This window comes from Pseudomonas sp. GW821-FHT02H06 (assembly GCF_059421525.1).
The window spans coordinates 58,035-73,346 of sequence record NZ_JBWKVD010000020.1 but is presented as its reverse complement, the minus strand read 5'-3'; the positions used below and the strand labels follow the sequence as shown (position 1 = coordinate 73,346).

Sequence of the window (15,312 nt, the reverse complement as noted above, 5' to 3'; positions counted from 1 at the left end):
GGGCGGTGGCATTGGCAGGCAAGGCTTGCGCGGTCACACCGCAAAATCGAGGGTGCCCACGCTGGCCTCTTCCCGGCTAAAGCCGGTCCTACAATTCGCGGTCCAGCCCGTCCCACCAAGCGCATGCGTATATTCAGTGGGACTGGCTTTAGCCGGGAAGGCTGGACGCCGAACGACCGTGCTCCATAAACTGCGTCCATCTGTCGCAGACCTCTAAAGAAGGGTGACGAATGTCGGGTAACGGGGACGATGTATGAATCGCAATGAGCTGCGCAAGGCCGACATCAACCTGATGGTGGTGTTCGAGACCTTGATGCAAGAGCGTAACGTGACCCGCGCCGCCGAGAAGCTGTTCCTCGGCCAACCCACCATCAGTGCCGCCCTCAACCGCCTGCGTGCGCTGTTCAACGATCCGCTGTTCATTCGCGTCGGTCACCGCATGGAACCCACGGCGCGGGCCAACGAGATCATCAGTCACCTGTCGCCGGCGCTGGACGCGATGTCCGTCGCCCTGAGCCTCACGCGGGAATTCGACCCGGCCAGCAGTGACATGACCTTCCGCATCGGCCTCTCCGACGACGTCGAATACAGCCTGCTGCCGCCGATGCTGCGCGCGATTCGCGAGGAAGCGCCGGGCATCGTGCTGGTGATCAAGCAGGTCAATTTCTGGAATGTCTCGGAGCTGCTCATGTCCGGCGACATCACCGTCGGCGTCTGCCTGACCCGTGAACTGCCGGCCAATGCCAAGCGGAAACTGCTGCGCAGCGTGCAGCCGATGGTGGTGCGGGCCGATTCGTCGCCTGAGCCGATCACCCTGGATGAATACTGCACCCGGCCCCATGTCGTAGTTTCCCACGTGGCAAACATTTCGAGCTTTGCGGATGAGTGGCTGGCGGCGATCGGGCGCAAGCGCACCGCCGTGCTGTCGGTGCCGCAATACAGCACGTTGCCGGCGTTGATGGAGGGGACGGATCTGCTGTGCAATTTGCCGGATCACCTGACCCGGGCCATGGCCCGAACCGGTCTGCGCGGCGAACCGCTGCCGTTCGTGACGCCGAATCTGGAGCTGTCGATGGTCTGGCTCAGCGTCATGGACACCGACCCCGCCGAACGCTGGCTGCGCAAGCGGCTGGAGGCGTTCATGGGGGATGCCGGCGCTTCGAGCGCCGCGCCGTAATGCTCGACGCTTTCCCATAGTAGGACCGGCTTCAGCCGGGAAGTGGCCGGTTTGGACGCCATCAAATTTGCGGTGTAGCCCCTGATGCGTTCCCGGCTAAAGCCAGTCCTACAGATAATCCGCGATCAAGTGCGGGACCGGCTTCAGCCGGGAAAGCGTCGGCGGTGACAGCACAAGTTTGTGGCGTCTATACCGGCCACTTCCCGGCTAAAGCCAGTCCCACTAAGACCTCCTGCAGCGCCAGCGATATTCCCCCTCAGCCGAAACGACCGGTGATGTAATCCTCGGTCTGGGTCTTGGACGGCTTGGTGAAGATGGTGTCGGTGTCGCCGTGTTCGATCAGTTCGCCCATGAACATGAACGCGGTGTAGTCCGAGCAGCGCGCGGCCTGTTGCATGTTGTGGGTAACGATGATCACGGTGAACTGCTCTTTGAGCTCGGTGATCAGTTGCTCGATGCGACCGGTGGAGATCGGGTCGAGGGCTGAAGTCGGCTCATCCAGCAGCAGCACTTGCGGACGCAGCGCGATGGTGCGGGCGATGCACAGACGCTGTTGCTGACCACCGGAAAGGCTCTGGGCGCTCTGCTTGAGCTTGTCTTTCACTTCATCCCACAACGCCGCGCCGCGCAGGGCCTGCTCGACGCGCTCTTCCATCTCGCGACGGGAGAGTTTTTCGTGGTGACGCACCGCGTAGGCGATGTTGTCGTAGATCGACATCGGAAACGGCACCGGCTTCTGGAACACCATGCCGACGTTGCTGCGCAGGCGGTTCATCGAGTAACCGGGAGCGAGAATATTCTCCCCGTTGAGCATCACTTCGCCTTTGGCCTCCTGTTTCGGGTACATCGAGTAAATGCGGTTGAACACGCGCAGCAGCGTGGACTTGCCGCAGCCGGACGGGCCGATGATCGCGGTGATGCGCTTCTCGGGGATGATCATGTCGACCGATTTCAGCGAACGCTGAGCGCCGTAGTAGAAATCGAGACCGCGTACCTGGATTTTGGTTTTTTCGTCGGCGAGGGAAAGGTTGTTCATCAGGACGCCCTATTGCGCAAAAGGAGAAGACGGGAACTGAGGCTCAGTACCAGTACAAACATGGTCATAATCAAAGCGCCGGCCCAGGCCAGGGAATGCCAGTCATCGAACGGACTCATCGCGTACTGGAAAATCACCACAGGCACGCTTGCGATCGGTTTGAGCAGGTCACTGCTCCAGAACTGGTTACCAAAGGCGGTGAACAGCAGCGGCGCGGTTTCGCCGGTGATGCGCGCCAGCGCCAGCAGGATGCCGGTCACGACGCCGGCCTTGGCCGCACGCAGGACAATCTGCAGCGTCAGCTTCCATTGCGGCACACCCAGCGCCAGCGCGGCTTCGCGCATGGTCGAGGGTTGCAGCTGGAGCATTTCGTCGGTAGTCCGCACCACCACCGGGATCACCAGCAGTGCCAGGGCCAGAGCGCCGGCGATGGCCGAGAAACCGACCTGATGGTTGGTCACGGCGCTGAGGGGCAGGATCACCGCGGTGTACACGAACAGACCCAGCACGATCGACGGTGCCGACAGCAGAATGTCGTTGATGAAGCGCACCGCATTGCCCAGCTTGGTGTTGCGTGCAAACTCTGCCAGCCAGATACCAGCCATCAAACCGATCGGCGTGCCGATCAGCAGGCCGATGCCGGACATCAGGATGCTGCCGTAAAAGGCGTTGGCCAGACCGCCCGATGAGCCCGGTGGCGGGGTCATCTCGGTGAACAGCCGCAGGTTCAGCGCTTCGAACCCGTTGACGATCGTGGTCAGCAGAATCCACACCAGCCACAACAGGCCGAAGGCCGTCGCGGCGCAGCTCAGGACCATCGCGATCCTGTTCTTGATCGCGCGGGCGCGGTACAGGTTTTCGTTATCGGCCTTACTCATAGACCCTCCTTGCGCGACAGACGAGAGAGCATCAGACGGGCGATCGCCAGCACGATGAAGGTAACCACGAACAGCAGGAAGCCCAGGGCGATCAGCGCAGAACGGTGCAGGTCGGTGTAGGCCTCGCTGAACTCGTTGGCAATCACCGAAGCAATCGAGCTGCTGGGCATCATCAGCGATGCGGAGAACTGGTGGGCGTTGCCCAACACGAAGGTCACCGCCATGGTTTCGCCGAGCGCACGGCCCAGGCCCAGGAACACACCGCCGACCACCGCAGAGCGGGTGTAAGGCAGGACGATGTCCCAGACCACTTCCCAGGTCGTGCCGCCCAGTGCGTAAGCCGACTCTTTCAACGCGATGGGCACGCTGCGGAACACTTCGGTCATGACCGAGGTGATGAACGGGATAATCATGATCGCCAGCACGATGCCGGCGGTGAGCATGCCGATGCCCAGTGGCGGGCCCTGGAACACCGGGCCGATCAGCGGCAGCGCGCCGAGGTTGTCGTTGATCCACGGGGCCATGTATTGCGCCATGAACGGCCCGAACACGAACAGGCCCCACATGCCATAGATGATCGAAGGAATGCCCGCGAGCAGTTCCACCGCCGAAGCGATGGGCATGCGCAACCAGGGCGGTGCGACTTCAGTCAGAAAAACCGCGATGCCGAAGCTCACCGGAACGGCGATCAGCAGCGCGAGAAAGGAGGTGACCAGCGTGCCGTAGATCGGCACCAGCGCGCCGAACTTGCCGTTGACCACATCCCATTCGGTACTGGTAAGAAATTCGAAGCCAAAGGTCTTGAACGCCAGGGCACCGCCCCAGAGTGTCGAGCCGGCGATACTCGCCAGCAACAGCAGCACCAACAGAGCCGCTCCCAGCATCGTGCGCCGAAACCAGGCGTCGTGTCGGTGATCGCGGGCCGCGCGTTTTTCGCTCTCGGATAGTGCATCCGGAATCACAGCGGACATGTATTGGGTGTTCTCATTCATGGTAGGTCCACTCGCAAGGAAACCCTGCCACCGAGCGCTCGGTGACAGGGGTTAGCCGGATTACGTCGAGTTACTTGGTGAACTCGGTTTTCCAGTAGTCTTCGATCTTGCTGACCAGCGATGCAGGCAGAGGTACGTATTCCAGTTTTTCAGCGGCGCTCTGGCCTTTTTCCAGGGACCATTTGAAGAAGTCGAAAGCAGCCGCGCTTTTCTCGGCGTTCTTCGGTTGCTTGTACATAATGATCCAGGTGGTCGCGGTGATCGGCCATGCCGTCTTGCCCGGCGCGTTGGTCATGATCAGGTTGAAGTCTTTGGCGTTGGCCCAATCAGCGGTGTCAGCCGCTGCGGCGAAAGCTTTGGCGTCAGGCTTGATGAACTCGCCAGCAGAGTTCTGCAGTTGAGTGAAAGCGATATCGCTCTTGGTGGCGTAGGAGTATTCAACGTAACCGATCGAGCCCTTGATCTGTTTTACGTAAGCCGCCACGCCTTCGTTACCCTTGCCGCCCACGCCCACTGGCCATTGAACAGCGGAGCCAGTGCCTGGACCGGATTTCCATGCGTCGCTGACTTTGGTCAGGTAGCTGGTGAAGTTGAAGGAAGTGCCCGAGCCGTCCGAACGGTGAACGACAGTGATGTTGGTATCAGGCAGTTTCACGCCATCGTTCAGTTTGACGATCGCAGGGTCGTTCCACTTGGTGATTTTGCCCTGGAAGATGTCGGCCAGGACCTGGCCGCTCAATTTCACGTCGTTGGCTTTGACGCCTTCGAGGTTGACGACTGGAACGATGCCGCCGATGACGCTTGGGAATTGACCCAGGCCGCCGGCCTTGAGGTCTTCAGCGGACATCGGGGCGTCGGACGCGCCGAAGTCTACGGTGGCAGCCTTGATCTGGGCGATACCGCCGCCCGAACCGATCGACTGATAGTTCACGCGATTGTCAGCAGTTTTGCTGTAGTCCTGCGACCACTGGGAGATAACCGGGAATACGAAACTCGAACCAGCGCCCGTCACATCAACGGCGTGTGCCATACCCGACAGGCACATCGAAGCCATCAGAAGCGACAGGCGTTTTTTAGTCAGCAGAATCACGGCAATACCTCAACAAGAGAATTTTGTGTGTGTGGTCACAGTTGAAGACCCGAGGCAGATTTAAAACTGGAAACATTTCTGTTTGATGACAGTCTTGAGACCACGCGCCAAAACGGAGCCGTCTGTCAGCCATTTCCTACAGCGTGTAAAGCTGAAGTGCCCGGTTTTGTTGGCTAAGGCTGAGGTTGTCTAGCTGAAGGGAATTTAATATCAATGCGCCACATATCGGCATCAAGGCATCAGATTTGTGGCAATTGAGCGGCGTCTGGGGCGGCACAGGGCTGTGTGAGACGTTGGCGGAGTTCTCCGGCCGTACGGCGCAACCGATCCATCGAGGGCAATGTGTATCGAGATTTTACGACTCGCCTCGATACACCTCGACGCTCGCCCTACACCCCAGCGGCAAGTCGCCCGATATCGGCCATCAGTGCGTTGATCTGATCACCGCTGGCTTTCGATCCGGTGTAATACGCCGTCACCAGAACAGGCGGCCGTTCGCCGGGCCAGATCACCGCAACGTCGTTGCTGGCGTTGTTGGCACCTGAACCGGTCTTGTCGCCCACACGCCAACGGGCAGGGACGCCGGCGCGCAGCTTTTTGTCGCCGGTCTGATTGTTCACCAGCCAGGCCGTCAATTGATCGCGCGAGGCCAGTGTCAGTTTTTCACCCAGCACCAGGGTCTTCAGGGTCTGCAGCATGGCGACGGGCGTGGTGGTGTCGCGCGGGTCACCCGGCCGGTTTTCATTCAGCTCGGGCTCGCGCCGGTCGAGGCGCGTTTGCGTGTCACCGATCGAGCGCAGCCAGGCCGTCAGACCTTCGGGACCGCCCATGCTGTCGAGCAGCAGGTTGGCGGCGGTGTTATCGCTCAGTGTCATCGCCGCCTCGCACAGCGAACCGACGCTCAGCCCCTGCCCGCCCACGTGCAGCTCGGTGGTCGGTGAATACGGCACTAGTTGCTCAGCGGAATAGACGATGCGCCGCGACAGGTCCTCCTGCTTTCGATCAACCCGCGCCAGCACATGGGCGGCGGCCAGGCATTTGAAGGTGCTGCACAGGGCAAAGCGTTCATCGCCACGATGGCTGATCAGGCGCTGGCTCGCCGTGTCCAGAATGGCAACCCCCAGCCGGCCGCCGTGACGACGTTCAAGGTCGGCCAGTTGCTGCTGGATGACTCGATCAGAAGAAGGCTCCGAGCGCCGCTCGAAAGCGAATGAAGGAAGACTCAACAACGTGGGCACAGCCAGCAACGACGCGCCGATGAGGGTTCTGCGGGTGATCAAGATGAACGTCCTTGTGAAGGGCAACGAGCGCCGCACGGATCATGGCACTCACCCCAATGGGACGAGCCGCCGCTGAGCCGCTGCGAACGGTGGGCAAACCGGCGCACATCATCCGGCCAGACGGCGGGACATTTCAACCATCAGCCGCTACACACGCACAATCATCGGCCCGCGCCCTCATCGCCCTTCCCACGTTGCCTTCAGTGCGATCGTTTGAAGGCCGGGATCGACCGCACCCACATAAACAGCCGAAGGGTCGCCGGCGTGTCTACGGGCTCGTGGCTCGCCGCAAGCTCGCCGGCCAGGGACGCCAGCGACTGCGGCAACAACCAGGAGATCTCCTGCTCGGTGGCCTGATAAGGCATCGGGGTTTCCTCTTTCTCGAACGCTGGCCATGGGTTCATCGCCGTCTCTCCCGCACACGCATGGATGGTTACAGATCGAGCACCAACGGCCCTGAAGCCGGGACTGCGCAGCAGATCAGCACGTGGTCCGGCGCCGGCCTTTCAGCGGGCGGAACCGGGTAATGCACCTGGCCACTGATGAGCCGGGTCTTGCAGGTGCCACAGGATCCGCCGCGACAGCTGAATTCCGGGCTCAGTCCTCGGCTCTCGGCCAGTTCCAGCAAAGTGCCGCCGGCGGGTTGCCAGCGCGCTTCCTTGGCGGAGCGTTCGAACACCACCGGCACTGCTTCGGTGGCGGCGGGCGGTTGCTCGAAGGCAACTCCCTGTGAATCACCGCTGCGCTTGAGGCTGGACGGGCCGAAGGTCTCGGCATGAATGCGCTCATCGCGAATGTGCATGCCGCGCAGGCCGTCGTAGATCGCCTGGGTAAATGCCGCCGGCCCGCACACATAGAAATCAAAGTCGTTGAACGGCAGCAGCGCCTTGAGCAGATCGAGGTCAATGCGGCCGGTCAGGTGGAAGTCTTCACCCACCCGCGCCGACGTTTCCGGCTGGCTCAGCACGCGGATCGCTGTCAGCTGGTCGCCAGCCTTTGCAATGAGTGTGTCCACTTCTTCGCGAAACGCCAGGTCGGCCAGACGACGGGCACTCTGGATGAACCAGGTCGCCCGCCCTCCCCGCACCCGTTTGCCTTCGTAGATGACTTCTCGCAGCATCGACAGCATGGGCGTGACGCCGATGCCCGCCCCCAGCAGCACCAGCGGACGGCGCTCCTGCGGATCCACCACAAAGCTGCCCTGGGGTGACCGCGCCTGGAGCAGATCGCCAACGCTGACGTGGTCATGCAGGTACGCCGAGGCCAGGCCGTCGCGCTTGACGCTGATGCGGAAGAATCCATCGGACGGCGCGCTGGACAGGCTGTAGGTGCGTATCAGCGGCGGCGTGCGAACGTCCGGGGACAGGCGCAGCGGCAGGTGTTGACCGGCCTTGAACGCGGGCAAACCGGCGCCGTCGGCAGGCTCGAAATAGAACGAACGAATACCGTCGCTTTCGTCCTCGATCCGCGTCACCCGCAGGGGTCGCCATTGATCGCGCAAGGCGTCGGCCTGCAAGCGGGCGGCGGTCTGCTGCCAGTCGCCGGTCATCAGGCTGTTCGGCGACCAGCCCTGGAATTCCCAGCGCGAGCGCAACGCCGCCGGACGACGCACCACCTGTTCCACCCGCACCTGCCAGAGCCGCTCGGCGCCCTGAAATGCAGCGATTTCCGGCCCGTCGAGGATCAGCGTGACAGTGCCCGCCACCTGCAACAGCTCGCCGGTCTGGAAATCGACGAACAGCAGACCGGCCCTTGGATTGACCTGGAAATTGCCCAGCGTATTGAAAAACAGGTTGCCGGCGAAGTCCGGGATGGTCAGCACATCGCCCTCCACCCGCACGAACCCGGCCTGGCCGCCACGGTGGGACACGTCCACCGAACGTTGGGGCTGGGCGCCCTCAAGGTCGACATAGCTGGCGACGAAGAAGGTGTCGGCGCCACGAATGGTGGCGATGGCGGCGTCATCCAGCGCGGTCAATCGCTGCAACGGGGGACGCTCCGCCACAGCTTTGAGCGGCACCTGCTTCAGCGCCCGCAGCTGAATGTACTGCGGGCAATTGCCGTACGAGTGCTCGACGCTCACGGAAAAACCGTTTTCCCACACATCGCTGATGTGGCCATTGATGCGGTTGCGACGGCGGGTGTGCAGGTCGATGCCGAGCATGCCCACCGCCGCGCCCGGGGTGAACTCGGCGCCGGCCGGGTCTTCGGCGTCGGGTCGTCGGGCGATGTGCAACTGCCTGGCGTCGGGTGAATGGATAAACCCCGACTGGGCGTCCAGCAGGCTCGCCCATGGCCAGCCCTCAGCGTCGACGGCGCCGAGAATCAGGTACGGCAGGTGCTCGTAGAACTCACGGTGCTGATCGGGCATGTAGTCACGAATGACGCGCTTGCCCAGGGCTTCCATGCGCTCCGCAACGCCGACTTTAGCCTGCAGAGCGCGCTCGCCGGAATGCCATGGCGATGGTATTTCAGTGCGAATCTCGTTCATGGCGCGAACTCCCTGGACTCCCGGATGATTAGTTGACCAGCCCTGCCGCCGTGCGCGGCATGGGCGTGAAGCCCGGCAGGTTCTCGATGCGCGCCAGCCATGCCTGCACGTTGGCGTATTCGTCCAGCGACACATTGCCTTCCGGCGCGTGGGCGATGTAGCTGTAGGCGGCGACATCCGCGATGGTGGCGTGATCAGTGGCGAGAAATTCGCGCCCGTTCAGGTGCTGATCGATGACACGGAGCGCGTCGTGGGCCCGCTGGATCGTGTCTTTCGGATCGAAGCCCGCGCCGAACACCGTGATCAGCCGCGCCCGCGCCGGGCCCAGATAAATCGCGCCGGAGGCGGCAGACAACCAGCGCTGCACCTGCGCGGCGCCCTCGAGATCATTCGGCAACCAGCGGCCCGACGGGTCGAACTTCTTCGCCAGGTACACCAGGATCGCCGTTGAATCGGCGACGATCACGCCGTTGTCGTCAATCACCGGCACCTGGCCGAAGGCGTTGATGGCGAGGAATTCCGGCTTTTTCTGCTCGCCCTTGGCCAGATCAACAAACTGGATCTTCGGATCAAGGCCCAGCAGCGACAACATCAGCTCGGCGCGGTGGGAGTGGCCGGACAGCGGGAAGTGATAGAGCGTGATGGCGGTCATGGGGTGAGCTCCTGGGCAAGTGCGTCAACTCAGCGTGGGGCGGCGGTGCCGCAATGGTGGGCCGCGCTGGTGGAATGAATAGTGGGCCTGACCGCTGGATTGGAGAATGACCAGAAAAAGCAATCCACTGTTTCACGGGGTGAAATGCCGGACGTCGAATCCCGCTGTTTGAGCCGCTCACACGGCTCGCGCCTCCCCTATCTGCAACATTCAGAAATATCCCCTTGACGGAGGCCTGATGGCTGAGCGTTCATATTGGAGTACAGCCATCATCCAACTGCTCTGCTCTCTGGTGAATTTCCATGGTTTCGTCCGTTCTGGCGGCTTCGCTGTCGCGCCGTCGCATTCACTACAGCTGGGTGATCCTGGCCGTCACCTTCCTCACCATGCTGGTCATGGCCGGCGCCGTGGGCGCGCCGGGTGTGTTCATCCGGCCACTGCAAGCGGAGTTCGGCTGGGACACCGCCGAGATTTCTTCGGCGCTGGCGATTCGCTTTGCCCTGTTCGGTCTGGTCGGCCCGTTTGCCGCCGCGTTCATGAATCACTTCGGCGTGCGCAAGGTGGTGCTGACCGCGCTGACGCTGGTCGCCAGCGGCATGGTCTTGTCGCTGTTCATGACGCAGTTCTGGCAGTTGGTGCTGCTATGGGGCGTGGTGGTTGGCTTCGGCACAGGGCTGACGGCGATGGTGCTCGGCGCCACCGTCGCGACGCGCTGGTTCTCAAAGCATCGTGGCCTGGCAATGGGCTTGCTGTCGGCGAGTTCTGCCACGGGCCAACTGGTGTTCATGCCGCTGCTGGCGAACATGACCGAGCATTTCGGCTGGCGCACGGCGCTGGCATGCATTTGCACGGCCATCGTCATTGCCGGCGTCGCGGTGCTGGCATTGATGCGCAACCGCCCTGCCGATCTGCAATTGCCGCTCTACGGCGATGAGGACATTCAGCCCATAGCCGCGAGCACCCAGACCTTCGTTCAGCTGCTGATCACCCCGCTGCGAGTGCTGCGCGACGTGTCGAAAACCTGGACGTTCTGGGTGCTGTTCATGACGTTCTTTATCTGCGGCGCCAGCACCAACGGCCTGATCCAGACCCACTTCATCAGTCTGTGCGGCGATTACGGCCTGGCCGCGACCACGGCGGCCGGAATGCTGGCGGTGATGGGGATTTTCGACTTCTTCGGCACCATCGGTTCCGGCTGGCTGTCGGACCGCTTCGATAATCGCTGGCTGCTGTTCTGGTACTACGGCTTTCGCGGCGTGTCGCTGGTGCTGCTGCCGTTTCTGGATTTCACCGTGTTCGGGCTGTAGGTATTTGCCTTGTTGTACGGGCTGGACTGGATCGCCACAGTGCCGCCGACGGTCAAGCTGACTGCCCAGCGATTTGGCGCCGAGCGCGCCAATATCGTGTTTGGCTGGGTGTTCGCCGGCCATCAACTGGGCGCCGCGTTTGCCGCCTTCGGCGCCGGCTGGACACGCACGCATTTCGCCACGTACCTGCCGGCGTTTTTCATTTCCGGCCTGCTGTGCGCCATTGCGGCGTTGATCGCGCTGTCCATCGTGCCGCCCGTGAAGTCGACCAGGGCTGCTACTGCGTAAACGGCTTAAAGCCACTGCCGCGCGGTCAGCCACATCCCATAGCCGACGGCCATCAGCGCCCAGGCCAGCAGCGGGTGAAACACCACCCGCCAGGCCATCGCCCGCGGCTCGAAACCGACGCCGTGGACGAATCCTCCGGCCACGCCCCACATGATCAGCATCAGCGGGCTGTGGGAGTAATGGCCGTTGGCATCGAGCATCGACGCCGGGTGAATCAGCAGCACCAGGCTCAGGGGTACGGCCATCAGCAGGGACAGTGCCCGGCCGATGGCGTGCCTGAAGGGTGCACTCAGCGCTTCAGCGGTCACGGCCGCTCTCCAGCGCAGCGGCGTCGGATGACTCCAGCCACAGCGCGTTGATGATGCCGAAGCTGCAGGCCAGCAACACGCCGAGAATCCAGGCGAAATACCACATGATTGTCTCTCCTCTAGAACGTGGCTCAGTACAGGCCGTGGGGGTTGTGGTCGATGTGCGCGGTGGTGACCTTGCCCCACATCTTGGCGTAGCACCACAGCGTGTAGCAGAGGATCAACGGCACGAAAATCGACGCCGCGATCAGCATGATCATCAGGGTTTTATGGCTGGAAACGGCGTCCCACACGGTCAGGCTCGACGCCGGGTCCAGGCTCGACGGCATGACGAATGGGAACAACGCAAAACCGGCGGTGCACAGCGCGCCGACGATCGCCAGGCTGCTGCCGAGGAACGCCGTTCTGCCCTGCCCCGCACTGGCGCCGAGCAAGGCCAGCAAGCCACCGAAAATCCCAAGCAATGGCGCGATGACCGTCAGCGGGTGCTGCTGATAATTCGCCATCCAGCCGTGGTTGCTGGCTGTCACGGTTTTCGCCAGCGGGTTCAGCGCCGCCCCGGCGTCGAACGCCGAAGTGATCGCCAGGCCCTGAATGCCGCCGAGCAACAGCCACACGCCGGCGCCGATGAACGACAGCAGAAACAGCAGCGACAGCCACTGCGCTGCCCGGCGTGAGCGTTGGGCAATGGCGCCTTCGGTGCGCATCATCAGCCAGCTGCCGCCGTGCAGGCCGAGCATGCTCAGGCTGACCACGCCAGCCAGCAGGCCGAACGGGCTCAACAGCTGCCAGAAGTTGCCGTGATAGCTGGACCGCAGGGTGTCGTCGAACTGAAACGGCACGCCCAGCAACAGGTTGCCGAACGCCACGCCGAAGACCAGCGACGGCACCACGCCCCCGACAAACAGGCCCCAGTCCCAGCTCTGCCGCCAACGAGTGTTTTCCAGTTTGCTGCGGTAGTCGAACCCCACCGGGCGCACGAACAGCGCAAACAGCACCAGCAGCAGCGCCCAGTACAAACCGGAAAACGCAGCGGCATACACCAGCGGCCAGGCCGCGAACAGCGCGCCGCCGGCGGTGATCAGCCAGACCTGATTGCCGTCCCAGTGCGGGGCGATGGTGTTGATGACCACGCGCCGCTCGGTGTCGCTGCGCGCGACGAAGGGCATCAGCATCGCCGCGCCCAGGTCGAAGCCATCGGTGAGGGCGAAGCCGATCAGCAATACGCCGACCAGCACCCACCAGATCATTTTCAGTGTCTCGTAATCGAACATCGGGGATTCCTCAGGCCAGGGCCGGGTGTTTGGCGTGGGCAGCGTTGCCGGGCGCGCCTTGCTCGAAGTGGTAGCGACCGGTGTGCAGGCTGCTCGGGCCGAGTCGGGCGAACTTGATCATCAGGTACATCTCGATGATCAGCAGGACGGTGTAGAAGCCCACCAGCGCCACAATCGAACCGAGCACATCCCCCGCCGACAGGGTCGAGGCTGACAGGTGCACGGGCAGCACTTCGCCGATGGACCAGGGCTGACGGCCATGCTCGGCGACCCACCAGCCGGTCTGGGTGGCAATCCACGGCAGCGGCAGGCTGAACACCGCCCACTTGAGCAGCCAGCGCTTGCGGGTCTCGTTCTTGCGCGCCGAGGCCCAGAAGGCGCAGGCAAACAACAGCAGCATGAGCATCCCGCTGAGCACCATCACGCGGAAGGTCCAGAAGATCGAGGCCACCTGCGGGATCGAATCCAGCGCAGCCTGTTTGATCTGCTGCTCGTTGGCGTCGACCACCTTGTCGGTGTACTTCTTCAGCAGCAGGCCGTAGCCGAGGTCCTTCTTCACGGCGTTGAAGGCGTCGAGGGTCTGCTGGCTCTTGTCGCCGCCGCGCAGTTGGCCGAGCAAGTCGTAGGCGGTCATGCCGTTGCGGATGCGGCCTTCGTGTTCGTGCACCAGATCCTTGATGCCGGTGACCTGCTTATCCACCGAGCGGGTGGCGATGAGGCCCATCACGTAAGGAATTTTGACCGCGTAGTCGGTGCGCTGCTCGGCCTGGTTGGGCAGGCCAAACAAGGTGAACGCTGCCGGGGCCGGTTCGGTGTCCCATTCGGCTTCGATGGCGGCGAGCTTGGTTTTCTGCACGTCGCCGATCTCGTAGCCGGACTCATCACCCAGCACGATCACCGACAGGATCGAGGCCATACCGAATGCCGAGGCGATGGCGAACGAACGCCGGGCGAAAGCGATGTCGCGGCCCTTGAGCAAATACCAGCTGGATATCGCCAGGACGAAGATCGCGCCGGTGACGTAGCCTGACGCCACGGTGTGGACGAACTTGACCTGGGCGACGGGGTTGAACAGCAGGTCGCTGAAGCTGGTGAGTTCCATGCGCATGGTGGTGAAGTTGAACTCGGCGCCGACCGGGTTCTGCATCCAGCCGTTGGCGATGAGGATCCACAGCGCTGACAGGTTGGAGCCGATCGCCACCAGCCAGGTGACGGTAAGGTGCTGGACGCGAGTCAGGCGGTCCCAGCCGAAGAAGAACAGGCCGATGAAGGTCGATTCGAGGAAGAACGCCATCATCCCTTCGATGGCCAGCGGCGCGCCGAAGATGTCGCCGACGTAGTGGCTGTAGTAGGCCCAGTTGGTGCCGAACTGGAATTCCATGGTCAGGCCGGTGGTGACGCCGAGGGCGAAGTTGATGCCGAACAGTTTGCCCCAGAACTTTGTCATGTCTTTGTAGACTTGCTTGCCGGTCATGACGTAGACCGATTCCATGATGGCGAGCAGGAAGGTCATGCCGAGGGTCAGGGGGACGAAGAGGAAGTGGTACAGCGCGGTCATCGCGAACTGCAGCCGGGAGAGGTCGACGACTGATTCCGATATCATTTTGGGTTTTTCTCAGAGGGTGCGGATGGGGTGCTCAGTAGGTGCAGGCCGGCTTGCACGCCGTCGTCCTTGACTTCGACCGGGGCGTCGAACCAGACGCTGCGGATGCCCATGAGCAGGACGAGTTTGATCAGGAGGATCAGACTGATGTCTCTAGCCAGGGGGTGTTTGAGGAAGTCGAAAGGACCGGGCATGTTGAGGACTCGTCGGGGTGCGAGGTATTTTTCCTACAGACGTTTCCTGCGGGATTGATCCAGGTCAATAAGGCGCGTTTGATCCGATGTGGCAGAACGCCACAGCTGTCTAAAAGCATCTGCCTGGGGGCAGATTGTTTCGCCTTCGGCGAGTTACTTGGAAAAGCACCCCAAGTAACCAAGGGTGCTTGCTCCTGGTTTGGCCCTCCTGCGTCGGGTTCCTTCACTCCGGTCTTGCTCCGTGGGCCCGCGCCGAACGGACATCCATGTCCTAACGGCGCTCTCGCCGCATCCATGCGGCTCGGCCCACTCCGCAAAACCTGCGTTCAGCCTGCACACAAGTCGCGTTTGGCGGTGTCTGGACCTTTTTTGTACGAAGATCAAAAGCGAGATCAAAAGCAGATCAACAGCAGATCAACAGCAGATCAACGGCTTCCCGGCTGAAGCCGGTCCTACGGGGGAATGCGGTGCCGTGGATGATCGTCCCCACGCTCTGCGTGGGTATGCACCCTGGGACGCTCCGCGTCCATTCCCGGCTAAAGCCGGTCCCACTGAATGCACGCGGTGCTTTTGTAGGACCGGCTTTAGCCGGGAAGAGGCCAGTCCGGGCACTGGAGATCGGTGGTTGCCGGACGATGTGCGTTGTCAGAAGGTGCTGGAGTTTGTGTGAGGTTGTGCGCGGGAGTCGGGGAACCCGGCCTCGTCCATTCAAGCTGTTAGGATGACCGGCAGGATGCCGTCT

Annotated in this window: 16 protein-coding genes; 3 read left to right on the top strand and 13 right to left on the bottom strand. The window is 62.3% G+C overall.

The genetic code is table 11. The features are described 5' to 3' along the window. The first annotated feature begins 253 nt into the window (after positions 1 to 253). Complete coding sequence (locus AC07VF_RS23830) at positions 254 to 1,177, top strand: LysR family transcriptional regulator (RefSeq protein WP_192172408.1); 924 nt, start codon at positions 254 to 256, stop codon at positions 1,175 to 1,177. A gap of 256 nt (positions 1,178 to 1,433) precedes the next feature. Here the strand turns inward: AC07VF_RS23830 and pstB are convergent, their stop codons facing one another. The 8 genes from pstB to AC07VF_RS23790 all read right to left on the bottom strand — a co-directional run bounded on the left by pstB (position 1,434) and on the right by AC07VF_RS23790 (position 9,596). Further along, on the bottom strand, positions 1,434 to 2,213 hold the full coding sequence (gene pstB / locus AC07VF_RS23825; RefSeq protein ID WP_122623165.1) for a phosphate ABC transporter ATP-binding protein PstB: 780 nt from the start codon (positions 2,211 to 2,213) through the stop codon (positions 1,434 to 1,436). Beyond that, positions 2,213 to 3,091, bottom strand: a complete 879-nt coding sequence (gene pstA / locus AC07VF_RS23820; protein WP_192172407.1) for a phosphate ABC transporter permease PstA — start codon at positions 3,089 to 3,091, stop codon at positions 2,213 to 2,215. Before pstA ends, pstB begins: the two co-directional genes overlap by 1 nt. Next, positions 3,088 to 4,083, bottom strand: coding sequence for a phosphate ABC transporter permease subunit PstC (gene pstC / locus AC07VF_RS23815; RefSeq protein WP_192172406.1), 996 nt, complete (start codon positions 4,081 to 4,083; stop codon positions 3,088 to 3,090). Before pstC ends, pstA begins: the two co-directional genes overlap by 4 nt. A gap of 70 nt (positions 4,084 to 4,153) precedes the next feature. After that, positions 4,154 to 5,173 (bottom strand): phosphate ABC transporter substrate-binding protein PstS, encoded by a 1,020-nt coding sequence (gene pstS / locus AC07VF_RS23810; RefSeq protein ID WP_346628907.1) that lies wholly within the window; start codon positions 5,171 to 5,173, stop codon positions 4,154 to 4,156. Between the two features lie 389 nt (positions 5,174 to 5,562). Further along, on the bottom strand, positions 5,563 to 6,453 hold the full coding sequence (bla, locus tag AC07VF_RS23805; RefSeq protein ID WP_423572418.1) for a class A beta-lactamase: 891 nt from the start codon (positions 6,451 to 6,453) through the stop codon (positions 5,563 to 5,565). 200 nt (positions 6,454 to 6,653) lie between these two features. Beyond that, positions 6,654 to 6,857 carry a hypothetical protein gene (locus AC07VF_RS23800; protein ID WP_192172403.1) on the bottom strand — a complete coding sequence of 68 codons (204 nt, stop codon included), beginning with the start codon at positions 6,855 to 6,857 and terminating at the stop codon, positions 6,654 to 6,656. Positions 6,858 to 6,886: 29 nt separating this feature from the next. Next, positions 6,887 to 8,944 (bottom strand): 2Fe-2S iron-sulfur cluster-binding protein, encoded by a 2,058-nt coding sequence (locus AC07VF_RS23795; protein ID WP_495009742.1) that lies wholly within the window; start codon positions 8,942 to 8,944, stop codon positions 6,887 to 6,889. Between the two features lie 28 nt (positions 8,945 to 8,972). Beyond that, the gene (locus AC07VF_RS23790) at positions 8,973 to 9,596 is read right to left on the bottom strand and encodes a glutathione S-transferase family protein (protein WP_495009743.1); all 624 of its coding nucleotides are present in this window, start codon (positions 9,594 to 9,596) and stop codon (positions 8,973 to 8,975) included. Between the two features lie 302 nt (positions 9,597 to 9,898). Here AC07VF_RS23790 and AC07VF_RS23785 point away from each other — a divergent pair, with 302 nt between their 5' ends. Both AC07VF_RS23785 and AC07VF_RS23780 read left to right on the top strand, forming a co-directional pair. Beyond that, complete coding sequence (locus tag AC07VF_RS23785; RefSeq protein ID WP_495009744.1) at positions 9,899 to 10,903, top strand: MFS transporter; 1,005 nt, start codon at positions 9,899 to 9,901, stop codon at positions 10,901 to 10,903. Positions 10,904 to 10,912: 9 nt separating this feature from the next. Next, a complete protein-coding gene (locus AC07VF_RS23780) occupies positions 10,913 to 11,191 on the top strand; it encodes a hypothetical protein (RefSeq protein ID WP_495009745.1) in 279 nt (92 codons plus the stop codon). 5 nt (positions 11,192 to 11,196) lie between these two features. Here AC07VF_RS23780 and AC07VF_RS23775 read toward each other — a convergent pair whose 3' ends face one another. Genes AC07VF_RS23775 through cydP form a run of 5 tightly spaced genes read right to left on the bottom strand, consistent with a single transcriptional unit; the run spans position 11,197 to position 14,570 of the window. After that, positions 11,197 to 11,499 (bottom strand): cyd operon YbgE family protein, encoded by a 303-nt coding sequence (locus AC07VF_RS23775; protein ID WP_346627794.1) that lies wholly within the window; start codon positions 11,497 to 11,499, stop codon positions 11,197 to 11,199. Then, positions 11,489 to 11,605, bottom strand: a complete 117-nt coding sequence (gene cydX / locus AC07VF_RS23770; RefSeq protein ID WP_065988546.1) for a cytochrome bd-I oxidase subunit CydX — start codon at positions 11,603 to 11,605, stop codon at positions 11,489 to 11,491. The genes AC07VF_RS23775 and cydX overlap by 11 nt, the downstream gene beginning before the upstream one ends. Positions 11,606 to 11,630: 25 nt before the next feature. Then, complete coding sequence (cydB, locus tag AC07VF_RS23765) at positions 11,631 to 12,773, bottom strand: cytochrome d ubiquinol oxidase subunit II (protein ID WP_495009746.1); 1,143 nt, start codon at positions 12,771 to 12,773, stop codon at positions 11,631 to 11,633. A gap of 10 nt (positions 12,774 to 12,783) precedes the next feature. Continuing rightward, positions 12,784 to 14,376, bottom strand: coding sequence for a cytochrome ubiquinol oxidase subunit I (locus AC07VF_RS23760; RefSeq protein ID WP_495009747.1), 1,593 nt, complete (start codon positions 14,374 to 14,376; stop codon positions 12,784 to 12,786). Beyond that, entirely contained in the window at positions 14,373 to 14,570 is a 198-nt protein-coding gene (gene cydP / locus AC07VF_RS23755) for a cytochrome oxidase putative small subunit CydP (protein ID WP_346628899.1), read from the bottom strand. Before cydP ends, AC07VF_RS23760 begins: the two co-directional genes overlap by 4 nt. Positions 14,571 to 15,312: the final 742 nt, after the last annotated feature.